The sequence below is a fragment of the Pseudomonas sp. NBRC 111124 genome (genome assembly GCF_001320245.1).
In the GTDB taxonomy this organism is placed as follows: Bacteria; Pseudomonadota; Gammaproteobacteria; order Pseudomonadales; family Pseudomonadaceae; genus Aquipseudomonas.
Map to the genome: position 1 here is coordinate 1 of NZ_BCBA01000024.1, position 21,611 is coordinate 21,611.

17 protein-coding genes and 1 pseudogene are annotated in these 21,611 nt (G+C 62.2%); 13 read left to right on the top strand and 5 right to left on the bottom strand.

The genetic code is table 11. The features are described 5' to 3' along the window. The 5 genes and pseudogenes from APH28_RS10830 to APH28_RS10850 all read left to right on the top strand — a co-directional run. Positions 1 to 555, top strand: a pseudogene (locus APH28_RS10830) (ribonucleoside-diphosphate reductase subunit alpha); the annotation flags it as partial. A 138-nt stretch (positions 556 to 693) separates the two neighbouring features. Next, positions 694 to 825, top strand: coding sequence for a hypothetical protein (locus APH28_RS29145; RefSeq protein WP_256249101.1), 132 nt, complete (start codon positions 694 to 696; stop codon positions 823 to 825). Positions 826 to 1,346: 521 nt separating this feature from the next. Then, the gene (locus APH28_RS10835; RefSeq protein ID WP_027918055.1) at positions 1,347 to 2,597 is read left to right on the top strand and encodes a ribonucleotide-diphosphate reductase subunit beta; all 1,251 of its coding nucleotides are present in this window, start codon (positions 1,347 to 1,349) and stop codon (positions 2,595 to 2,597) included. A gap of 739 nt (positions 2,598 to 3,336) precedes the next feature. Beyond that, the gene (locus tag APH28_RS10845; RefSeq protein WP_060509236.1) at positions 3,337 to 3,639 is read left to right on the top strand and encodes a helix-turn-helix domain-containing protein; all 303 of its coding nucleotides are present in this window, start codon (positions 3,337 to 3,339) and stop codon (positions 3,637 to 3,639) included. Next, the gene (locus APH28_RS10850) at positions 3,639 to 4,862 is read left to right on the top strand and encodes a type II toxin-antitoxin system HipA family toxin (protein WP_060509238.1); all 1,224 of its coding nucleotides are present in this window, start codon (positions 3,639 to 3,641) and stop codon (positions 4,860 to 4,862) included. Before APH28_RS10845 ends, APH28_RS10850 begins: the two co-directional genes overlap by 1 nt. A 575-nt stretch (positions 4,863 to 5,437) precedes the next feature. Here APH28_RS10850 and APH28_RS10855 read toward each other — a convergent pair. Together APH28_RS10855 and APH28_RS10860 are read right to left on the bottom strand one after the other, a co-directional pair. Next, the gene (locus tag APH28_RS10855) at positions 5,438 to 6,274 is read right to left on the bottom strand and encodes a hypothetical protein (protein WP_060509240.1); all 837 of its coding nucleotides are present in this window, start codon (positions 6,272 to 6,274) and stop codon (positions 5,438 to 5,440) included. A gap of 156 nt (positions 6,275 to 6,430) precedes the next feature. Then, positions 6,431 to 8,812 (bottom strand): glucose/quinate/shikimate family membrane-bound PQQ-dependent dehydrogenase, encoded by a 2,382-nt coding sequence (locus APH28_RS10860; RefSeq protein ID WP_060509242.1) that lies wholly within the window; start codon positions 8,810 to 8,812, stop codon positions 6,431 to 6,433. A gap of 312 nt (positions 8,813 to 9,124) precedes the next feature. Between APH28_RS10860 and APH28_RS10865 the strand changes: the two genes are divergently transcribed. From APH28_RS10865 to APH28_RS10900, 8 genes are all read left to right on the top strand, one after another. Next, complete coding sequence (locus APH28_RS10865; protein ID WP_060509244.1) at positions 9,125 to 10,369, top strand: OprD family porin; 1,245 nt, start codon at positions 9,125 to 9,127, stop codon at positions 10,367 to 10,369. Between the two features lie 227 nt (positions 10,370 to 10,596). Beyond that, positions 10,597 to 11,403, top strand: coding sequence for an NAD(P)-dependent oxidoreductase (locus APH28_RS10870; protein WP_060509246.1), 807 nt, complete (start codon positions 10,597 to 10,599; stop codon positions 11,401 to 11,403). Between the two features lie 26 nt (positions 11,404 to 11,429). Further along, positions 11,430 to 12,305 (top strand): SMP-30/gluconolactonase/LRE family protein, encoded by an 876-nt coding sequence (locus APH28_RS10875; protein ID WP_060509248.1) that lies wholly within the window; start codon positions 11,430 to 11,432, stop codon positions 12,303 to 12,305. 74 nt (positions 12,306 to 12,379) lie between these two features. Next, entirely contained in the window at positions 12,380 to 13,351 is a 972-nt protein-coding gene (locus APH28_RS10880; RefSeq protein WP_060509250.1) for a TRAP transporter substrate-binding protein, read from the top strand. 67 nt (positions 13,352 to 13,418) lie between these two features. Continuing rightward, the gene (locus APH28_RS10885) at positions 13,419 to 13,946 is read left to right on the top strand and encodes a TRAP transporter small permease (RefSeq protein ID WP_060509252.1); all 528 of its coding nucleotides are present in this window, start codon (positions 13,419 to 13,421) and stop codon (positions 13,944 to 13,946) included. Next, positions 13,947 to 15,227 carry a TRAP transporter large permease gene (locus tag APH28_RS10890; RefSeq protein ID WP_060509254.1) on the top strand — a complete coding sequence of 427 codons (1,281 nt, stop codon included), beginning with the start codon at positions 13,947 to 13,949 and terminating at the stop codon, positions 15,225 to 15,227. It abuts the gene before it with no gap. 58 nt (positions 15,228 to 15,285) lie between these two features. Beyond that, positions 15,286 to 16,206 carry a DMT family transporter gene (locus APH28_RS10895; protein WP_060509257.1) on the top strand — a complete coding sequence of 307 codons (921 nt, stop codon included), beginning with the start codon at positions 15,286 to 15,288 and terminating at the stop codon, positions 16,204 to 16,206. After that, entirely contained in the window at positions 16,206 to 17,075 is an 870-nt protein-coding gene (locus APH28_RS10900; RefSeq protein WP_060509258.1) for an aldose 1-epimerase, read from the top strand. Before APH28_RS10895 ends, APH28_RS10900 begins: the two co-directional genes overlap by 1 nt. A gap of 49 nt (positions 17,076 to 17,124) precedes the next feature. Here the strand turns inward: APH28_RS10900 and APH28_RS10905 are convergent, their stop codons facing one another. The 3 genes from APH28_RS10905 to APH28_RS10915 all read right to left on the bottom strand — a co-directional run bounded on the left by APH28_RS10905 (position 17,125) and on the right by APH28_RS10915 (position 21,586). Then, positions 17,125 to 18,420 carry an MFS transporter gene (locus tag APH28_RS10905; RefSeq protein WP_060509260.1) on the bottom strand — a complete coding sequence of 432 codons (1,296 nt, stop codon included), beginning with the start codon at positions 18,418 to 18,420 and terminating at the stop codon, positions 17,125 to 17,127. Positions 18,421 to 18,615: 195 nt separating this feature from the next. Next, entirely contained in the window at positions 18,616 to 19,512 is an 897-nt protein-coding gene (locus APH28_RS10910; RefSeq protein WP_060509262.1) for a LysR family transcriptional regulator, read from the bottom strand. Between the two features lie 61 nt (positions 19,513 to 19,573). Continuing rightward, the gene (locus APH28_RS10915) at positions 19,574 to 21,586 is read right to left on the bottom strand and encodes a pyridoxamine 5'-phosphate oxidase family protein (RefSeq protein ID WP_060509264.1); all 2,013 of its coding nucleotides are present in this window, start codon (positions 21,584 to 21,586) and stop codon (positions 19,574 to 19,576) included. Positions 21,587 to 21,611 lie beyond the last annotated feature (25 nt).

Sequence of the window (21,611 nt, forward strand, 5' to 3'; positions counted from 1 at the left end):
GCCAACATCACCGGCGTGTCGCAGTCGATCGAGCCGACCTACCAGAACCTGTACGTGAAATCGAACCTGTCGGGCGAGTTCACCGTGATCAACCCGTACCTGGTCCGCGACCTGAAGGCCCGCGGCCTGTGGGACTCGGTCATGATCAACGACCTGAAGTACTACGACGGTTCGGTGCAGCAGATCGAGCGTATCCCGCAAGAGCTGAAAGACCTGTACGCCACCGCGTTCGAAGTCGAGACCAAGTGGATCGTCGACGCCGCCTCCCGTCGCCAGAAGTGGATCGACCAGGCGCAGTCGCTGAACCTGTACATCGCCGGTGCCTCGGGCAAGAAGCTGGACGTGACCTACCGCATGGCCTGGTACCGTGGTCTGAAGACCACCTACTACCTCCGTGCCCTGGCCGCGACCAGCACCGAGAAGTCGACCATCAACACCGGAAAGCTCAACGCCGTATCCAGCGGCGGCGACAGCGCCCCGGTCCAGGCAGCGGGCCCAGCCCCAGTGCCGAAAGCCTGCGCGATCGACGAGCCTGACTGCGAAGCCTGCCAGTAAGGCTTGATGCCGCAAAAGGGGTGCCCTCGGGTGCCCCTTTGCGGCATTTTTGTATCCGCGCCCCTGAGAAGCCCTGCCCTTTGCCCACCGCTCGCGCGGCTCGGTACAAAGGCTGGACCACTCAATGAGGATGTCCCCATGGCGCGGAAAAAAGTGATCATTCGCAAGATTGGCCGCAATGCGGAAACTGGCCGCTTCACTTCGGTGGAAGAAGCCCGTAAGCAGCCCAAGACCCATGTGGTCGAGACGCTGCGCAAGCAGTGCAGTTAGCCCGCTGAAAATGCGCTCGTGTAGGAGCGGCCTTGTGTCGCGAAAGGGCCGCAAAGCGGCCCCGGCAATCTCGCGCTGGCCACGAGATCTCGGGGCCGCTGCGCAGCCCTTTCGCGACACAAGGCCGCTCCTACAAACGTTTCACAGACCCACCATATTGTGCTTTAAAAATAAAAACGCACAACATGTAGTGCTTAGCACTATTTGCCGCTAAACTCCCTTCCCGTAAAAGACGACACGAGATTCCCTGAACGGACGTATGCAAATCCGGTCGAAAAATTACCTTCGCCCGCAAGACACGCGCCCCGATCCAAGGCGATTTCCGGTATACTGCGCCCCCTCTGAAAAGGGCACCCATTCACGTCCCTGGCCCCTCCCCGAGGCCTGGCCAGGCACGAGTCCAGATGTAACGAGAGTCAGCCTCTCGAGCTGTCCATTCGCCGTAACGGCCTTGCGTCAGGCATCACATTCTTAAAATCCAACCGGTTGCCGCAGGGCGACCCTCAAGCAGGAGCCAAACCATGCTGAGCTGGGACGAATTCGATAAGGAAGACGGCGAAGTCGCCGCCAAAGGCAACACCCCTGCGCAGGCCACTGCCGCCGCCACCCTCGACAAGCTCGATAGCGCCGGCGGTGCCGCCGCCCTGGAAGCCCGTGCTGCCACCGCCGCCGACTCCGACGCAGTAAAGCGCGCCAAGGCCGCCCTCGACGCCCTCGATATCGCCGAAGGCCTGGCTGAGTTGGAAGGCTCCTCGGCTCGCGTTGCCGTTGACGAAAAGCGCATGATCAACTGCCGCGCCGACCTCAATCAGCTGGTACCGTTCAAGTACGACTGGGCCTGGCAGAAGTACCTCGACGGCTGCGCCAACCACTGGATGCCGCAAGAGGTCAACATGACCGCCGACATCGCCCTGTGGAAGAGCATGGACGGCCTGACCGAAGACGAGCGCCGCATCGTCATGCGCAACCTCGGCTTCTTCTCCACCGCCGACTCCCTGGTTGCCAACAACCTGGCCCTGGCCGTGTACCGCCTGATCACCAACCCCGAGTGCCGCCAGTACATCCTGCGCCAGGCCTTCGAAGAGGCGATCCACACCCACGCCTACCAGTACTGCATCGAGTCGCTGGGCATGGATGAAGGCGAGATCTTCAACATGTACCACGAGATCCCGTCGGTCGCTAAAAAGGCAGCCTGGGGCCTGAAGTACACCCGCGCCATCTCCGACCCGGAGTTCAACACCGGTACCGTCGAAACCGACAAAGAGCTGCTGCGCAACCTGATCGCCTACTACTGCGTGCTGGAAGGCATCTTCTTCTACTGCGGCTTCACCCAGATCCTGTCGATGGGCCGCCGCAACAAGATGACCGGCGTTGCCGAGCAGTTCCAGTACATCCTGCGTGACGAGTCGATGCACCTGAACTTCGGTATCGACGTGATCAACCAGATCAAGATCGAGAACCCGCACCTGTGGGACGCGGCGATGAAGGAAGAAGCGACCCAGATGATCCTGCAAGGGACCCAGCTGGAGATCGAATACGCCCGTGACACCATGCCACGCGGCGTGCTGGGCATGAACGCCGCGATGATGGAGGACTACCTCAAGTTCATCGCCAACCGTCGCCTGACCCAGATTGGCCTGAAGGAAGAGTACCCGGGGACTACCAACCCGTTCCCATGGATGAGCGAGATCATGGACTTGAAGAAGGAGAAGAACTTCTTTGAGACGCGTGTGATCGAGTATCAGACCGGTGGTGCGCTGAGCTGGGATTGATTGTCCCGGTTAAGCATTGAGAAGGCTGCCGAATGGCAGCCTTTTTTATTGCCTGCGAAATACCTTGCTGGCGCATCACCATGTTCCGGAGAACCGCCATCTTCGCTGGTGGCTGACCCATGACGTGGTGGCGGTGCTGCGTGATGGGCAGGTGGATGGGGAGGCGGATTCGCCGCGGCTGGGCCAGATGTGCTGGCCTGGAGGGCGGACGGCGACGTTGTTGTATTGGCAGAGTGAGCCTTGGGTGAGGATGCGGGATATGCCGGTGGTGATGGAGGCTGAAGATACAGAGACTGCGCCGATGGTGAAGCGCAGGATGAACTGGCGGGAGTGTGCTCAGCGGGCACACAGACTACACGGGGTCTAGCTGGCCTGCGCCGATTTTGTAGGCGGGCTTGACCCGCGAACACTGGCGCAGCCGGTGCCAGGCATCGCGTCGCTTGCTTCGCGGGCAAGCCCGCTCCCACAGGATTTGCGTATCGCTCAGAGCATGGATATGCCTGCACAGGCTTCATCGCTTGCAGAGCGAGCTCCTACAGTGACCGCGAGAGGCTGAGCAGAGGAGCATCCTGTGGGAATAGGCTTACCCGCGAACACTGGCTGAGCCTGTGCTATGCACCGCGCTACTGATGTGAGGATTGGGTAATTCATACCCCTCAGACGCCCAGAAGACAGTGAATCATAAGAGCTGCTATAGTAGTTTTTATCTCTTGTAAGCACTGCTATAGCAGGCCTTAAAATGAATGTTTTTCCCTTGGCATGCGCCGACAGGCTAATGAAAATAGGACTTCTCGCCAAAACCAGGCGCCTTGAACGAAAAATTCGTCAAAAAGACCTTGCCGCTCAGTCCGGATTGTCCATCACCACGCTTGCCAAAATTGAGGCAGGAACGCCGACCGTGGAGATGCGTAGCTATATGATCGCGCTGTGGCACCTCGGCTTGCTCGATGAGGTATTCCGGGACGTGCCGATGTCTTCCCCGGCTTCCTTCGCCACTGAGCACAGGGTACGCCTGAAGAACGTGACCGAGGACGATTTCTGATGACGGTGATCTACCTCTACATGCAGATGCCAGACTCGCTGGAGGTTTCCACCATTGGGCGGTTGAGCGTGGAGAACAATGTTGGGGAGTTCGTCTACAACCCAGCCCATGTCGAAGCTGGCGGTTGGGTACCTGATGCCTCACGTTACCCACTTCGAACGCAGCCGTATAAACGCATCACCAAGAACCGGGGCATACCTGGATTCATCCGGGATGCGGCCCCTGATGGCTGGGGTGAGCGCTTGGTTGCGCGAGAGCACGGTGACCAGAAGGATGCCATTGGTTTTATTCTGAAGTCGCCAAACCATGACCGTACGGGCAACCTCATGGCTGGCGCTGGCCGCAAGCCACCTGCGGGTATCGGCCAGGCTGGACTGGGCAAGATCACCCAACTGGAAGCCTTCATACACTTTGCAGACGGTGTGCAAGGTGGATTCCCACGCAATACCGACAACGCTACAAAAGCAACGCTGCAGCAGCGTTCGTCACTGGGTGGTGCTCGACCCAAATGCACACTGATCAATGAAGACCGGCTGCTGCTGGCCAAGCCGAGGGACCGCCACGATGCCTACGATGTGCCGGCGCTTGAACATGCCTGCATGACATTCGCAGCAAGCAAAGGCATGAACGTGGCGCGTGTGCACTTGCACCGTGGTCGGGTAAACACGTTGCTGGTCGAACGTTTCGACCGGGTGCCAGCTGCCGACGGACATTTCTATCGCATCCCAATGTTGAGCGGTTTGACTTTACTCGACAGTGACTGGAACAACCCGCAAGGTTGGGCGCACGAGTGGCACTATGGATTGCTTGTAGACGAAATGAGGCGCCGGGGTGTGCCGTTGAATGATCTCCAGGAGCTGTTCAAGCGCATTTGTTTCAACATTCTGGTCGGCAACGATGATGACCATCCCAAGAACGTGGCCGTGCTTTACCTGAATGGCAGCTGGCGGCTGTCACCCATGTATGACGTGTTGCCGACCACCGAAGGGGATGCACCCACCAGCCTCGCCATGGGCGTCGGGAGTTTCGGAAAGGAACTGTCGCGGCGCAATTTGCTGAGCCAGGTTGGCCACTATGGCCTTTCTCACACCCAGGCAGAATCCATCATCAATGAAGTGGCTGGATGGGAAGCAGAGTTAACGGCGCATTATCGGCAGCATCTGCAACCACCTGAACTTGAAGTTGCATTGGCTGCGATGGGCGCTGATAAGCTGCGTACTTGATTCACTGCTCATGGACTGACGCGTAACGCCGGCACGGCGCTGCGTTCTTCGCGGCAGTTGGCTCGACAAGCACTCTCCCAAAGAGACGGGCATTACGGCTGATCTAGAGGTCTTCCAGTTGAACCCGGATGCGCTGCGGGGAAGCCAGTCGCTCTGTCACAGTCGCAAAGAGGTCCTTTACTGGAACAGCATGATCGACAGGCAGGGAAGCTTTACAGGACGCTGGTATCGCCTTGGGCGCCTGGCGTATACGCTTGGTTTTAGACATATCAACATTTCCAGCCACTGCGAGAGGCTCTCAGGGCAAGCTCGGCGGAAGCTGCCCCAAGACAAGAAACAAGAGACCTCGCCCACGCCGACAGGAGGGGTACGGCACACTCAGTTGCCATGTGCCGGGACTGGACATGCCAGTCTACGTGGTCGAGGGCGAGGCCTTCGATGAGTATAAAAACGCTTTTCGAAAAACGCCAATCAGGTTGGTCTGCTCTTCAGCGGGCTACCGACTCCACATGACCGATCGCTGAGGGCGCTTTGCGCCCTTTTCCTACCGGTCCGGCGCCCCGGCAAGGCCGCTCCTACACGGTCACCTGTGCCTGTTGGGCTTCGAGCAGGTTGTGCAACGTATTGAGGAACAGGTCGAAGCTGATGATGCCGGTGGCCACGGTCGACAGCACGGTCTGGCCGTTTTCATCCTTGACCACCACCAATTCGGTCCATTGGCTGAGATCAACGTTTTGCAGGCTGCTGAGCGCGACTTTGCGGCCGCCGACATCAATGGCCTCGCGGGTGATGATCAGGGGCTTGGTGGTGACATTGAAGAAGTCGCCGCTCATGCGCTTGCCCCACACCTGCGACGTTTCGAGGTAGTTGAACTGCACCGCCCCGCCGCTCTCCAGGGTGGCGAACACCGCTGGCAGACGTTCGTTCAGATACTGCTCACGCACCTGCTCGAGGAACACGTACAGTTTGCTCAGGTGCGGGTTGACCCGGCGGAAGGGTTCGCTGGCGTTGCGGCGGTACGCGAGGTTGTTGATCAGGCCGGCAATGGCGGTCTGGCCCGAGGCGAACAGGTAGAAGTCGCCCATCTCGCTGAAGGGTACGTAGTCGCGCTGGTTGCCAATGATCTGGCAAATACCTTTCTCATACACCTCATAACGCGCAGCGCGCAGCTTCTTTTGCCACAGGGCCAGGGCGAACATCACCCCGCCGAGCACTGCCAGCAAGGCGATGGTGAAGTAGAAAAGATTCTTTGGTCCGTTGAAGTTCTGGGCGCTTGCAACACTCAGGTAGCCGACGAAAGCGGCCAGGCCGAGGAAAATGCTGCCCAGGATGAGCATGCAGATGATCAGTGCCTTGCCATAGCCATAACTGCCAAGCAGCTTGCCGGTGGACGTGGCTGGGGTGGATTGCATGGTAGAGCCTCCTTGCTTGCGGAAATGAAACCTCAATGTCTCTGCTGGCCATGTGACATGACTTGTTGCAATTTGTTCAGCGGTGATCGCGAATGGTGCAAAAAGGGCCGCATGGCGGCCCTTTCGCGGCGTAAGGCCGCGCTTACAAAGACCGCATTATTCAGGCAAAGCAAACGCCATCACGTAGTCGCCTTGCTTGGTGCCCAGCGAGCCATGCCCACCCGCCATCACCAGCACATACTGGCGCCCGTCCTTGCCGGTGTAGGTCATCGGCGTAGTCTGCGCACCCGCCGGCAAGCGCCCCTCCCACAGCACCTTGCCATCACGCACGTCATAGGCACGCAGGTATTGGTCGAGGGTGCCGCTGAGGAACGCCAGGCCACTGGCGGTAGTGAAGGCACCACCCAGGCTCGGTACGCCCATGGTCAGCGGGATCGGCACTGGCGAGCTGTCCCGCACGGTGCCGTTCTTGTGTTTCCAGATCACCTTGTGGGTGGTCAGGTCCACGGCCGCCACGTAGCCCCACGACGGCGCTTGGCATGGCAGGCCCATTGGCGACAGGAAGGCGCTCATGATCACGCCATAAGGCGCGCCCTTGTTTGGCTGGATGCCCTCGGTCTCGCTCTTGCGTGCCGGCTGCCCAGCGATCTTCGAGGCCGGCACCAGCTGCGACTTGAAGGCCATGTAGCTGGGGTTGACGAAGGCAATCTGGCGCACCGGATCGACCGAAATGCCGCCCCAGTCGAACACCCCGAAGTTGCCCGGATACACCAGCGAGCCCTGCAACGACGGCGGGGTATAGATGCCGTCATAGCGCAGCGAGCGGAAGTCGATGCGGCAGAGCATCTGGTCGAACGGCGTCACGCCCCACATGTCGCGCTCGTGCAGGGTCGGCGGCATGAAGTTGAGCTCGGACATCGGCTGGGTCGGCGAGGTGTGGTCGCCTTCCACCGCACCTTGCGGCACCGGCGTCTCGTGGATAGGCACCAGCGGCTGGCCGTTGCTGCGGTCGAGCACGTAGATGCTGCCTTGCTTGGTCGAGGCCATCACCGCAGGCTTCATGCCGTCGGCAGTCTTGATATCGATCAAGCTAGGCTGGCCGCCAACGTCCATGTCCCACAGGTCGTGGTGAGTGAACTGGTAGTTCCAGCGCACCTTGCCGGTGGCAATGTCCAAGGCCACCAGGCCGGCACTGAACTTCTCGGCTTCCGGCGTGCGGTTGCCGCCCCACTGGTCAGGCATCTGGTTGCCCATGGGCAGGTACAGCAGGCCGAGTTTTTCGTCGGCGCTGATCACCGACCACACGTTCGGCGAGTTACGGGTGTAGAACTGGCCGTCGGCGATCGGCGTGGTGGCGTCGGGCTTGCCGCTGTCCCAGTTCCACACCAGCTTGCCGGTGATCGCGTCATAGGCACGTACTACCCCGGATGGCTCGTCGGTGGAGACGTTGTCGGTGACGTGGCCGCCGAGGATCAGCAGGCCGCCGGCCACGGTGGGTGGCGAGGTGGAGTAGTAACCACCGGGGGCGAAGGTGCCGATGTTGCGGGTCAGGTCGATCTGGCCGTTGTCGCCGAAGCCTTCGCACTGCTTGCCGGTATCGGCATCCAGGGCAATCAGGCGGGTGTCGGCAGTCGGCACATAGACACGCTTGGCACAGGCTTGGCCTTCAGCGGGGCTCGCCTGGGACTTGGCCGTGTCGAAGTAGGCCACGCCACGGCAGGTCATGTGCGCCCAGCCCTTGAAGTTGGCAGCGTTCTGAGTGCTGAGCTTGGGGTCGAAACGCCAGATTTCCTTGCCGCTGTCCGGGTCCAGGGCAATCACCTGGCTGTGCGGGGTGCACACGTAGAGCTTGCCGTTGACCTTGAGCGGGGTGTTTTCCGCCGTGGTCTCGCCCGGGTCGTTAGGGCCGGGAATGTCGCCGGTCCGGTAGGTCCAGGCTAGCTTGAGTTTGCCGACGTTTTCCGGGGTGATCTGCTTGAGCGGCGAGTAGCGGTCACCGAATTCGGTGCGGCCGTAGGATTGCCAGTCACCGTCAGGCATTTGCGGCGCCGCGCTGGTGGTGCCTGCGGTTTCCCGGTCGAGGCGGCCGACGACGGTATTGGGACTGGTGAACTGGCTGGCCAGGGCCATCAGCCCCGCCACCACCACGGCCAGGCCCAGCACGCCGTTGCCCAACAGGTAGGGCTCGCCAAGGGTCAGCGGCTTGCGCAGCCAAGGCAACAGCAGCACCAGGCCAAGGACGAACCATAGCGCCAGGCGCGGTACCAGCTGCCACCAGTCCAGGCCTACCTCCATCACGGACCACAGCGTGCTCAGCAGCAGCACGATGCCGTATACGCTCAGCGCCTCCCGGCGCCCGGTGAGCAGCAGGCCTGCGGTGATGAGGAAGCCGACGCCGGCCAGCAGGTAGTACAACGAGCCACCGAGGGTCGCCAGCTTGATGCCGCCAGCCAGCAAGGCCAGGCCCATCAGCAGGAAGATCACGCCTAGCAGCTTGGGCAACAACAGTGAGGGTTGTGAAGCACGGGCAGTGCTCATCAGCAAATTCTCCTTTCCATTGGACTGAATCGATTAGCCACTCATGAACGAAGAATAGTATTACGAAATGATTCTGCGACTGACCGATCCATGCGAGTGAGTGCGTTGCCTCCCATGCAGTAATGGGGACGCTGTCATAGTATGACCTTTAATTAATCAAACGCCTTGAGTTAGAGCCTTCGCCGGTATCATTTCACTTGACGACATGAATTTATTGCTTTCCCCGACGTTGACAGCAGATTTTCCGCTTGATAAAAAACGCCGCAGTTGTACGACAACACATAACAAAAACAACATCAGCGGACCCCTCCCATGTCGAAAATCTGCCAGACATCCCTTCCCTTCGCCCTGCTCGGCGCCAGCCTGCTCGGCGGCATGCCGGGTATCAGCCTCGCCCAAGGTTTCGTTGAAGACAGCAAGGCCGTACTGGGCCTGCGCAACTTCTTCATCAATCGCAACATTACCAACCCGAGCAACCCGCAGAACACGGCCCAGGAATGGACCCAGAGCTTCATCCTCGATGCACGCTCTGGCTTCACCGAAGGGCCGGTGGGCTTCGGCGTGGACGCGCTGGGGCTGTGGTCGGTCAAGCTTGACGGCGGTGGCGGCACTTACGGCACGGCGCTGCTGCCACGCCATGACGATGGCAAGCCGGCGGATGACTACGGCCGCCTGGCGGTGGCGGGCAAAGCGCGCATCTCCAAGACCGAACTGAAGATCGGTGAATGGATGCCGGTGCTGCCGATCCTGCGTTCGGACGATGGCCGTTCGCTGCCGCAGACCTTCCGCGGTGGCCAGGTGACCTCCAGCGAAATTGCCGGGCTGACGCTGTATGGCGGCCAGTTCCGCGGCAACAGCCCGCGCAACGATGCGAGCATGGAAGACATGAGCTACGGCCGCGGCGTGTCGGACCGCTTCAACTTTTTCGGTGGCGAATACAAGTTCAACCAGGACCGCACCCTGGTCGGGTTGTGGAACGCGGTGCTGAAGGATGTCTACGAGCAGCAGTACCTGCAGTTAAGCCACAGCCAGCCGCTGGGCGACTGGACCCTCGGCGCCAACCTGGGTTATTTCCACGGCGGCGAGGATGGCTCGGAACGCGCGGGCAAGCTGGACAACAAGACCTATTCGGGGATGTTCTCGGCCAAATATGGCGGCAACACTTTCTGGGTCGGGCTGCAGAAAGTCGATGGCGACACCTGGATGCGGGTCAACGGCACCAGCGGCGGGACCCTGGCCAACGACAGCTACAACTCCAGTTTCGACAATGCCGAAGAACGCTCGTGGCAGGTGCGCCATGACTTCAACTTCGTGACGCTCGGGGTGCCGGGGCTGACCGTGATGAACCGCTATATCAGTGGCCGCGATGTGCATTCCGGGGCGGTGACCGATGGCAAGGAATGGGTGCGTGAGTCGGAGCTGGCTTATGTGATCCAGAGCGGGCCGTTCAAGGATCTGAGCGTGAAATGGCGTAACTCGACCATTCGCCGGGACTACAGCAACAACGAGTTCGATGAGAACCGGCTGATCTTCAACTATCCGCTGTCCTTGTTGTGAAATCCCCAGGTCTCGGCTGAATACCTGTAGGAGCGGGCTTGTCCCGCGAAGCAGGCAACGCGGTGGGTGGCACCGGCTGCGCCGGTGTTCGCGGGGCAAGCCCGCTCCTACAAAGGTCAACGCTGGCTGGTAAACGCCACACAAAGCAGCATTGACAACCCCGGAACCCGCTGCCGATAATCAGCAAAGTCATACGACAACTTACAACAATCACAAGTAGAGCCGCCATGACCACCACCCCCTTCAAGCGCCTGCTGCTCACCGGAGCCGCAGGCGGCCTGGGCAAGGTGCTTCGCCAACGCCTCACTGGCTGCGCCGAAGTCCTGCGCCTTTCCGACATTGCACCGATGGCGCCCGCCAGCGGCCCCCATGAAGAAGTTATCCCCTGCGACCTCGCCGACAAGGCCGCGGTGCACGCCCTGGTCGAAGGCGTCGACGCCATCGTTCACTTCGGCGGCGTATCTACCGAGCATTCCTTCGAAGACATTCTCGGCCCCAACATTTGTGGCGTGTTCCATATCTACGAAGCCGCGCGCAAGCACGGGGTCAAGCGCATCATCTTCGCCAGCTCCAACCATGTGATCGGCTTCTACCGCCAGGACCAGACGATCGATGCCCACGCCCTGCGCCGGCCCGACAGCTACTACGGCCTGTCCAAGTGCTATGGCGAGGATGTCGCGAGCTTCTACTTCGACCGCTACGGCATCGAGACCGTCAGCATCCGTATCGGCTCCTCGTTCGATGAACCGCAGAACCCGCGCATGCTCAGCACCTGGCTGAGCTACGACGACCTCACCCAGCTGGTCGAGCGCGGCCTGTTCACCACCAACGTTGGCCATACCGTGGTCTACGGCGCTTCCGACAACCGCACCGTCTGGTGGGACAACCGCCACGCCGAACACCTGGGCTACCAGCCCAAGGACAGCTCGGAAGTGTTCCGCGCAGCGGTAGAGGCCAAGCCGGCGCCTGCCGCTGACGACCCGAGCATGGTCTACCAGGGCGGTGCCTTCGTCGCTGCTGGCCCATTCAGCTGATTCCCGCCCTGCCAGGAGGCTCCAGCATGCACTGTGAACTGATCGTCGACGCCCGCAACGGCACCGGTGAAAGCCCGGTGTGGCACCCCAGCGAACAGGCCCTGTACTGGGTCGACATCCCGGCCCGCCAGCTGCACCGCTGGCAGGACGGCACCCATGTGGTCTGGCAGAGCGAGCAGATGCTCGCCTGCATCGCCCGCACCGAACGGGGCTGGGTCGCGGGGATGGAAAGCGGTATTTTCCAGCTGCAGGCCCAGGCCGACGGCAACCTCGACAGCCGCCTGTTCGCTGCGGTCGAACACCCGCAACACGGCATGCGCTTCAACGATGGCCGCTGCGACCGCCAGGGTCGTTTCTGGGCCGGCAGCATGCTCATGGACATGCAGCAAGGCGCCCACGTCGGCGCGCTGTACCGGGTCGACGGCGAGGGCCAACTGCACCAGCAGCTCAAAGACATGATCGTGCCCAATGGCCTGGCCTTCAGCCCCGACGGTACGCGCATGTACCTGTCCGACTCGCACCCCAACGTGCAGAAGATCTGGAGCTTCGATTACGACATCGACAGCGGCACGCCCCACAACCAGCGGCTGTTCGTCGACATGCGCGCCTTCCCCGGCCGCCCCGACGGCGCCGCCATCGATGCCGACGGTTGCTACTGGATCTGCGGCAACGATGCCGGGCAGATCCACCGCTTCACCCCCGACGGGCGCCTCGACCGCTCCCTCAGCGTGCCGGTTAAAAAGCCGGCGATGTGCGCTTTTGGCGGCGCCAACCTCGACACCTTGTTCGTCACTTCGATCCGCCCTGCAGGCAGCGACCTCAGCGACCAGCCGCTGGCCGGTGGCGTGTTTGCCCTGCGCCCCGGCGTCCAGGGTTTGGAGGAACCTGCCTGGCGCGGCTGAACACGGCTTACGCAACATCGCAGCACCCAACACTCACGCGCGAAACCAGATAATAAAAACCACGGAGTTTCACCATGACCTTCAAACGCAAGCTGCTTCTTGCCGTACTCCCGTTCGCCTTCAGCCTGTCGATGCCGGCTTCGGCACTCGATATCAAGTTCGCCGAGATCCACCCGGCCGGCTACCCGACCGTGGTCGCCGAACAGAACATGGGCAAGAAACTCGAACAGGCCAGCAATGGCGAAATCACCTTCAAGATGTTCGCTGGTGGCGTGCTGGGTTCGGAAAAGGAAGTGATCGAGCAGGCGCAGATCGGTGCAGTGCAGATGACCCGCGTCAGCCTCGGTATCGTCGGCCCGGTGGTGCCAGACGTGAACGTGTTCAACATGCCGTTCGTGTTCCGCGACCATGCACACATGCGCAAGATCATCGACGGCGATATCGGCCAGGAGATCCTCGACAAGATCACCAACTCCGAATTCAACCTGGTAGCGCTGGCGTGGATGGATGGCGGCTCACGCAGCCTCTACACCAAGAAGCCGGTGCGCAGCCTTGAAGACCTCAAGGGCATGAAGATCCGCGTGCAGGGCAACCCGCTGTTCATAGACATGATGAACGCCATGGGTGGCAACGGCATCGCCATGGACACCGGCGAGATTTTCAGCGCCCTGCAGACCGGGGTGATCGACGGTGCCGAGAACAACCCGCCGACCCTGCTCGAGCACAACCACTACCAGAGCGCCAAGTACTTCACCCTGACCAATCACCTGATCCTGCCGGAGCCGGTGGTGATGTCCAAGACCACCTGGAACACGCTCACGCCTGAGCAGCAGGTACTGGTGAAGAAGGTTGCCCGCGAGGCTCAGATGGAAGAGCGCGCGCTGTGGGACGCCAAGTCCGCCGCCAGCGAAGAGAAGCTCAAGGCCGCGGGCGTCGAGTTCATCGCCGTCGACACCAAGCCCTTCTACGACGCCACCGCCCCGGTGCGCGAGAAGTACGGTGCGCAGTACGCCGACCTGATGAAGCGTATCGACGCGGTCCAGTAACGCCGGCCCTCCTCCCAAGATGACCTCGGCAGCGCGACCCCGTCGCCCTGCCGCTTTGGTGATGCCTATGAAAATGCTTTTCCTGCGCGTCAACGACACGCTCTACCGCGCCTGCATCTGGATCGCCGGGCTGTCGATCCTGACCATGTCGCTGATCATCCCCTGGGGCATCTTTGCCCGCTACGTACTCGGCACCGGCTCCAGCTGGCCGGAGCCCGTGTCGATCCTGCTGATGGTGCTGTTCACCTTCATCGGCGCCGCCGCCAGCTACCGCGCTGGCGCGCACATGGCAGTGGCGATGATCACCGACCGCCTGCCCGAACCCACCCGCCGGCTGGTGAACGTGCTGACGCAACTGCTGATGGTGGTGGTCTGCGTGTTCATGACCTGGTACGGCTACAAACTCTGCGTCACTACCTGGAATCAGTACATGGCCTCGCTGCCCAGTGTGCGGGTGGGCATGAGCTATGCGCCGATCCCGGTCGGCGGCGTGCTGACGCTGATCTTCGTGTTGGAAAAACTGCTGCTGGGCGACCAGAGCCAGCGCAAGGTGGTGCGGTTCGACCTGGTGGAAGAAAACGAGGGGGCCGCGTAAATGGATGCGTTCATTCTGTTGGGCAGTTTCATTGCGCTGATCCTGCTGGGCATGCCGGTGGCCTATGCCCTGGGCCTGTCGGCACTGATCGGCGCCTGGTACATCGACATCCCGCTGCAGGCGATGATGATTCAGGTGGCCAGTGGGGTTAACAAGTTCTCGCTACTGGCGATTCCGTTCTTCGTCCTTGCCGGTGCGATCATGGCCGAGGGCGGCATGTCGCGGCGCCTGGTGGCGTTCGCCGGGGTGCTGGTGGGCTTCGTGCGCGGCGGGCTGTCGCTGGTCAACATCATGGCCTCGACCTTCTTCGGCGCGATTTCCGGCTCGTCGGTGGCCGACACCGCATCGGTCGGCTCGGTGCTGATCCCGGAGATGGAGCGCAAGGGCTATCCGCGTGAATTCTCTACCGCAGTGACCGTCAGCGGCTCAGTGCAGGCGCTGCTGACCCCACCCAGCCACAACTCGGTGCTGTATTCGCTGGCGGCCGGCGGCACGGTGTCGATCGCTTCGCTGTTCATGGCCGGGGTGATGCCCGGGCTGCTGCTGAGCGCGGTCATGATGGGCCTGTGCCTGATCTTCGCGAAGAAGCGTGACTACCCCAAGGGCGAGGTGATCCCGCTGCGCCAGGCGCTGAAGATTGCCGGTGAGGCACTGTGGGGCCTGATGGCCATGGTGATCATCCTCGGTGGCATTCTGTCTGGCGTGTTCACCGCCACCGAGTCTGCCGCAGTGGCGGTGGTGTGGTCATTCTTCGTGACCATGTTCATCTACCGCGACTACAAGTGGCGCGACCTGCCCAAGCTGATGCACCGGACGGTGCGGACCATCTCGATCGTGATGATCCTGATCGGCTTCGCTGCCAGCTTCGGCTACGTGATGACCCTGATGCAGATCCCGACGAAGATCACCACGGCGTTCCTGACCCTGTCGGACAACCGCTACGTGATCCTGATGTGCATCAACTTCATGCTCTTGCTGCTGGGCACGGTGATGGACATGGCGCCGCTGATCCTGATCCTCACGCCGATTCTGCTGCCGGTGATCCACGGCATCGGTGTCGACCCGGTGCACTTCGGCATGATCATGCTGGTCAACCTGGGCATCGGGCTGATCACACCGCCGGTGGGGGCAGTGCTGTTCGTGGGCTCGGCGATCGGCAAGGTCAGCATCGAAGCCACGGTGAAGGCACTGCTGCCGTTCTACCTGGCACTGTTCCTGGTGCTGATGGCGGTGACCTACATTCCGGCCATTTCCCTGTGGCTGCCGAGCGTCGTCTTGTAATTCCAGTAACCGGGGCCGCTTCGCGGCCCTAGGTTCTCAATGCAAACGGATCCTGCACATGGCTGTATCTTCTTCTGCTGCAACCCTCTTCCCGCGCAAACTGGCGATCGCCCTGCTGGCGCTGCTGGCCTGCTCGTTCGCCGGCAACCATATCGCCGCTCGCATCGCCTTCGACGACGACACCGGCGTGCTGCTGGCCATCCTCTGCCGCTCGGGTGTCACTTTACTGGTGCTGGCGGGCCTGGTGCTGTGGCAGCGCCAGCCGCTGGGCCTGCCGGTCGGCACACGGCGCTGGCAGCTGCTGCTGGGCCTGCTGATCGCGACCCAGAGCCTGTGCCTGTATTCGGCAGTGGCCCGCATTCCGGTGGCCCTGGCGCTGCTGGTGGGCAACACCTTCCCCATGCTCTTGGCGCTGCTGACCTGGGCACTGGGCGGCGCCCGCCCGACCGGGCGCACGCTGCTGTTCATGGGGCTGATCCTGTGCGGCCTGGTGCTGGCGCTGGATGTGCCGGCACGGCTGGCCGACGGTGGCGAGGCCAACCCGCATTGGGCCTTGGGCGTGGGCCTGGCGTTCTGCGCCGCCTGTGTATTCGCCTGCGCTTTGTGGATCACCGACCACAAACTGGCCGCAGTACGCGGCCCGGTACGCAGTCTGCTGACCTTGTTGATCGTGTTCGGCAGCATGCTGGTCGCAGGCATCAGCGGCGTGATGCCCGCCGGCTTGTCGTTGCCAGGCAGCGCCAGCGGCTGGATGGCGCTGGCCAGCCTGGTGGTGCTGTATGGCATGGCCTTCACCCTGCTGTTCGTCTGCGTGCCGAAGCTGAACATGGCGCAGAACGCGCCGGTGATGAACGTCGAACCCATCGCCACCCTGCTGCTGGGCTGGGCATTGCTCGGCCAGCAGCTCAGTGGCGTGCAATTGATTGGCGGCGCCGTGGTGGTGTGCGGCATCGTCCTGCTGACCTACCGGAGGCCCTGATGAGCGTCCCCCTGCTGCACCTGCAAGACCGCCTCACCCGCCTGAGCATTGCCCCCGAGCTGGGCGCCAGCCTGGTCAACTGGCAGGTCAGCGCCACCGACCAGGCGCTGCTGCGCCCGGCCGACGAGGCCGCCCTGAATAGCGGCAACCCGCGGCGCCTGGGCTGCTACCCGTTGGCACCGTGGTCCAACCGCATCGCCGAGGGCGGCTTCCTGCGCCCTGATGGCTGGCTAGCCTTGACGCCAAATACCGGGCATGACCCTTACCCGATCCACGGCAGCGCCTGGCAGCAGGCCTGGCGGGTCGAGCACCACAGCAAGCGTCGCGCCCGACTCAGCCTCGATAGCGCTGTGCCATTCGCCTACCGAGCGACGCTCGATATCCACCTCCATGAAGGCTGCCTGAGCATCGATTTGCACGCCACGCACCTGGACTCGTCCGCCACCTGGTATGGGTTGGGGTTGCATCCCTACTTCCCGCGCTACCCCGATACAAGGCTGCAGGCAGCGGCGCGCAGCGTGTGGCTGGCAGATGAGGGTGGCTTGCCTTCCCGGCAAGCTAAGGTGCCTGAAGACTGGCACTTCGCAACCGCACAGGCATTACCGGCCGCCGTGGTCGATCACGCCTTCAGCGGATGGCCTGGTGACTGTGTGATCGAGCAACCGGGCGCGGGGTATCGGCTAGTGTGCAACGCCCGCGGCGCCGGACACTTTCTGCTGTTCTGCCCGCATGAACAGCCGTTCTTCTGCTTCGAGCCGGTGAGCCACCCGATCAATGCGCATCACTTGCCAGGGCGGCCTGGGTTGAGGTTGTTGCAGCAGGGAGAAACGACCCACCTGGGATTCAGCGTTCAGTATCAGCCGTTGTGACGTGGTTGCCTGAAACAGGGGCCGCAAAGCGGCCCCACATTCCCATGCCTTACGCCAGTGCCTCATTCGACATCGCCAGCGGCTTTTGCGAAGCCGCCCCATTCACTTCGCGTGCGACCTTCCACACCAACACCGCGGCCACGATGTCGAACGCCGCCAGCACCACGAACAGCGGGCTGTAGCCAATCTGCGTGACCAGGATGCCAAATACCAGGGTGAACAGCGCCGCCCCCAGATAGCCGCACATCCCGCCCATGCCGGTCGCAGTTGCCACCTGGTCCTTGCTGAACGAATCCGAGGTGATCGAGTACAGTGCCCCCGACAAGGTCTGGTGGGCGAAGCCGCCAATGCACAGCAGCAAGATCGCCATGTACGGGCTTTCGACCAGACCGATGCAGGCCGGGCCGATCATGCAGCTGGCACCGAAAACCAGCACCATCTTGCGCGAGGTGAACAGCGACACCTTGAAGTAGCGATGGAACATCGGGCTCAGGTAACCGCCCAGCACACAGCCGATGTCGGCGGCGAGGAACGGCAACCAGGCGAACATTGCCACTTCCTTGATGTTCATGTGCCGCTCGGTCATCAGGTACAGCGGGATCCAGGCGTTGAAGGTCTGCCAGGCCGGCTCGGAGAGAATGCGCGCCGAGGCGATGGCGTAGAAGTTGCGGGTCTTGAAGATGCGCTTCCAGGCGCCCTTCTCGCGCTGGTCAGCCTTGAAGTGAGCTTCCTGGCCGGACAGGATGTAGTCGCGTTCCTCGTCGCTCAGGCGCTTCTGATCACGCGGGTGCCTGTACAGCAGCATCCACAGCAGGGTCCACAGCACCCCGGACACGCCGACGATGACGAACGCCAGCTGCCAGCCACTGTGCAGGATCGCCCACACCACCAGCGGTGGTGCCAGCAGTGCGCCCAGCGACGAACCGATGTTGAACCAGCCGATGGCGACCGAGCGCTCCTTGGCCGGGAACCACTCGGTGGTGGCCTTGACCCCGGCCGGCAAGCCAGCAGCCTCGGTCATGCCCAACAACCCGCGCAAGAACGCCATGCTCTGCCAGCCGCTGGCCAATGCCGCCCCGGCGCAGGCCAGTGACCACGCCAGGGCGAACACGGCAAAGCCCAGTTTGGTGCCGATGAAATCGATCAGCCAGCCAGCAATCGGCTGCATGAGCGCGTAACACATCTGCCAGGTCGCGACGATCTTGGCGTATTGCTCGGTGGTGATGGAGAGGTCGGTCATCAGCGTGGGGGCTGCTACCGAGAGGGTGTTGCGGGCGAGGTAGTTGACGACGAGCCCGGCCGTGACAAGGCTGACCATCCACCAACGGATGCCTTTGATCTTCATGGTTCACCTGAATTTTATTTTTAGAGTGACGGGTGATCTGCCTCATGTGCCGGCAGGGCCAAATGAGACAAATTGTTTCAGGCGAAGAGTGCCATGTCATAGGTCGTCGTACAACAACAATTATTCATGCGCCGCAAAAATGGGACTTCCCAATAAAGATGAGATAAATCCAGCTGCGTTGTACGACCTCAAAGGTCAATCCAATTGCCGGGCCCGCAGGTCCTGCACAAGCATATCGATGAACGCACGTACCTTGGCCGAGCCGTACTTGCTCTCGCGGTGCACGATATTGATCGGCCAGGGGGCTTCCTCATAATCGGCGAGAATGACCTTCAACTGGCCGCTGGCCAGTTCATCGACCACCTGGTACGACAGCAGCCGGGCGATGCCCAACCCGCCCACCGCCGCGGCGATCGCCGCATCGTTGCTGGTGACCGTCAGGCGCGGCTTCATGCGCACCACGGTCGGTTCGTCGGCCAGGCCGAAGCGCCAGCCGGCGCGGGGCGAAAGGTTGGTGGTGGCGATCACCGCATGATCCGGCAAATCCGACGGGTGCTGCGGCTCACCCATGCGTGCGAGGTAACCGGGGGATGCGCACAGCATCCGCCGCACCCGGCCCACCCGCAGGGCCTTGAGGCCGGAGTCAGGCAACGGCCCGATGCGCAAGGCCAGGTCCATCCCCTCCTCGACCATGTTCACCACGCGGTCGAGGAAGTACGCCGATACATCTACCTCGGGGTATTGCTGCAGGTAGCGCACGATGCAGGGCATGACGAACTTCTTGCCGAACAGGATCGGCGCGGTGATCGCCAGTTCCCCTTTGGGCATGGCATTGATACCGGCAGCGGCTTCGTTGGCTTCATGGATGCTGGCGAGGATGTTCCGAGTGTCTTCCAGGTAGCGGCTGCCGGCCTCGGTCAGGCGCACGTTGCGGGTGGTGCGCAGCAGCAGCTTGACCCCGATCTGCTCTTCGAGGGCGCTGACGGCACGGGTGACGGCCGCCGGTGAGATATCCAGGCGGCGGGCAGCCGCAGCGAAGCTTTCCAGCTCACCCACAGCGATGAACACCTTCATCAGGTGGATCTGGTCCATGCGCGCTCCTAGGTATCGGGGGTGCGGGGATTATCGGCTATTTGTGTTGCTTGTGTCGGCCTCATAGCTCCAGCACCAACGCCTGCGCCGGCACCGCACAACAGATCAGCGCAGTGCCCTCCTCTGGCATCTCGGCAGGCGGATTCGGGTAATGCACCTGCCCACTCAGCACCTTGGTCTTGCACGTCCCGCATGAGCCACCCCGGCAACTGAAGTCCGGCGACAGCCCGCGCGCCTCGGCCAGCTCCAGCAAGGTCCCGCCACCCGGCGCCCAACGCGCCTCCTTGGCGGAACTGGCGAAATACACCGGCACCGGCTCGCTGGCAGCAGGCGGCTGTTGCAGCGTCGGCTGATTGTCATCGCCATGACGGCGCAGCGTCGATGGCCCGAAGGCTTCGGCATGAATACGCGCATCGGGCACATGCACAGCGCGCAGCCCTTCGTACAGGTCCTGAGTAAAGCTGGCCGGGCCACACAGGTAGAAATCGTAATCATCCAGCGCCAGCATTGCCTTGACCTGTTCGATGCCCAGGCGGCCCGCATGCTCGTAGTCATGCCCTTGCACAGCCTCCGCCTCGGGCTGGCTCAGCGAGCGATACACGCTCAGGCGCCCCCCCGCCTGCTGGCGCAGCGCCGCCAGCTCCTGTTGAAACGGCAGATCAGCCAAGCTGCGCGCACCATGGAATATGTGGATGCGACGCCCCTCTTCACTCGCCAGCAGCTCGCGCAGCATGGCAATGAGTGGCGTGATGCCCACCCCTGCAGCGATCAGCACGACGGGCCGTTCGCAGGCGCTGGCCAGGGTGAAACTGCCCATCGGCATCCGCACGTCCAGGGTGCCTCCGACCCTGATCTGCTCATGCAGATAGCGCGATGCCGGCCCCTGCGCCTTGACGCTGATACGCAGGTAGCCATCGGATGGCGCGCTGGACAGGCTGTAGGTGCGAATCACCGGTGTATCGCCGCCCAGTGGAATACGCACGGGTATGTGCTGGCCGGGCAAGAATGTCACCGGCTCATTCGCAGCCAGGTAGAACGAGCGGATATCGCGACTCTCCTGTTCAACGCGCGCTACCCGCCAGGCCAACCACTGATGTTGCCGTTCACGTTGCTGCAGCCGCTGTTCAGCCTCCGCCCAAGTGCCGGTCATGAGGCTGGTCGGCGCGTACTCCTGAAACGCCCAGCGCAGGCTGACCGCTGCCGGGCGCACCACGACGTGCTCGATATCCAGCGTCCACAGCCGCTCGGCCCCCTCGAACGCCTTGATCAGCGGGCTGTCGAGTATCACCTCGGTGCGCCCGCTCACCTGCAGCACATCACCGCTGCTGAAATCGACGAACAAGAGCCCGGCGCGTGGATTCTCCAGCAGGTTGCCAAGGGTGTTGAAATGCAGGTTGCCGGCATAATCGGGAATGGTCAGGCGGTTGCCTTCGACCCTGACGAAGCCGGGGCGGCCGCCACGGTGCGAGACGTCCACCGAACGCTCCCCGCCGGCGTGGTCGATGTAACTGGCAACGAACAACGTGTCAGCGCTGGCGATCATCCTGGCGGTCGTTGTATTCAGCCCTTGCGCATCGATCCGCCCTAGCGCGGGCTCATCGACGCGGATGTATTCACGCCGCTGGATGTACTGCGGGCAATTGCCGAAAGACTGTTCGACCCGCACCTCCAGCGCCCCACCCGTAGTCTGGGCGATCAGCCCATTGATACGGTTACGCCGGCGCGTATGCAGCTCGATGCCCAGCAGGCCGACAGCCTCGCCAGCCGCCAGCCCGGGCATTGCCGGATCGTCACTGGCAAGGCGGGTATCGATCAGCAGTTGCCGTGGGTCGGGCGAACTGACGAAACCCTCTGCGCCTTCCAGTAGCGTCGCCCAAGGCCTGCCTGCCGGGTCCACGGCGCCAGCAACGATGAACGGCAGTTGCTGATAGAACGTGCGGTGCTGGTCGGGCATGTGGTCACGGATGACCTTTTGCCCGAACACTTCCATGCGCTCCGATACACCCACCTGCTCCTGCAGGCGCTTCTCGCCGGCATGCCAGGGCGAGGTGCGATGGTTGGGGAGTTGCTGCATGGCGGCAGTCCTCGGGAGGGGGGCG

What these genes read in the sequence shown, in the direction of transcription:
- APH28_RS29145 (WP_256249101.1), top strand. Translation starts at nt 694, where the DNA reads ATGGCGCGGAAAAAAGTGATCATTCGCAAGATTGGCCGCAATGCGGAA.
- APH28_RS10835 (WP_027918055.1), top strand. Translation starts at nt 1,347, where the DNA reads ATGCTGAGCTGGGACGAATTCGATAAGGAAGACGGCGAAGTCGCCGCC.
- APH28_RS10845 (WP_060509236.1), top strand. Translation starts at nt 3,337, where the DNA reads ATGAATGTTTTTCCCTTGGCATGCGCCGACAGGCTAATGAAAATAGGA.
- APH28_RS10850 (WP_060509238.1), top strand. Translation starts at nt 3,639, where the DNA reads ATGACGGTGATCTACCTCTACATGCAGATGCCAGACTCGCTGGAGGTT.
- APH28_RS10855 (WP_060509240.1), bottom strand. Translation starts at nt 6,274, where the DNA reads ATGCAATCCACCCCAGCCACGTCCACCGGCAAGCTGCTTGGCAGTTAT.
- APH28_RS10860 (WP_060509242.1), bottom strand. Translation starts at nt 8,812, where the DNA reads ATGAGCACTGCCCGTGCTTCACAACCCTCACTGTTGTTGCCCAAGCTG.
- APH28_RS10865 (WP_060509244.1), top strand. Translation starts at nt 9,125, where the DNA reads ATGTCGAAAATCTGCCAGACATCCCTTCCCTTCGCCCTGCTCGGCGCC.
- APH28_RS10870 (WP_060509246.1), top strand. Translation starts at nt 10,597, where the DNA reads ATGACCACCACCCCCTTCAAGCGCCTGCTGCTCACCGGAGCCGCAGGC.
- APH28_RS10875 (WP_060509248.1), top strand. Translation starts at nt 11,430, where the DNA reads ATGCACTGTGAACTGATCGTCGACGCCCGCAACGGCACCGGTGAAAGC.
- APH28_RS10880 (WP_060509250.1), top strand. Translation starts at nt 12,380, where the DNA reads ATGACCTTCAAACGCAAGCTGCTTCTTGCCGTACTCCCGTTCGCCTTC.
- APH28_RS10885 (WP_060509252.1), top strand. Translation starts at nt 13,419, where the DNA reads ATGAAAATGCTTTTCCTGCGCGTCAACGACACGCTCTACCGCGCCTGC.
- APH28_RS10890 (WP_060509254.1), top strand. Translation starts at nt 13,947, where the DNA reads ATGGATGCGTTCATTCTGTTGGGCAGTTTCATTGCGCTGATCCTGCTG.
- APH28_RS10895 (WP_060509257.1), top strand. Translation starts at nt 15,286, where the DNA reads ATGGCTGTATCTTCTTCTGCTGCAACCCTCTTCCCGCGCAAACTGGCG.
- APH28_RS10900 (WP_060509258.1), top strand. Translation starts at nt 16,206, where the DNA reads ATGAGCGTCCCCCTGCTGCACCTGCAAGACCGCCTCACCCGCCTGAGC.
- APH28_RS10905 (WP_060509260.1), bottom strand. Translation starts at nt 18,420, where the DNA reads ATGAAGATCAAAGGCATCCGTTGGTGGATGGTCAGCCTTGTCACGGCC.
- APH28_RS10910 (WP_060509262.1), bottom strand. Translation starts at nt 19,512, where the DNA reads ATGGACCAGATCCACCTGATGAAGGTGTTCATCGCTGTGGGTGAGCTG.
- APH28_RS10915 (WP_060509264.1), bottom strand. Translation starts at nt 21,586, where the DNA reads ATGCAGCAACTCCCCAACCATCGCACCTCGCCCTGGCATGCCGGCGAG.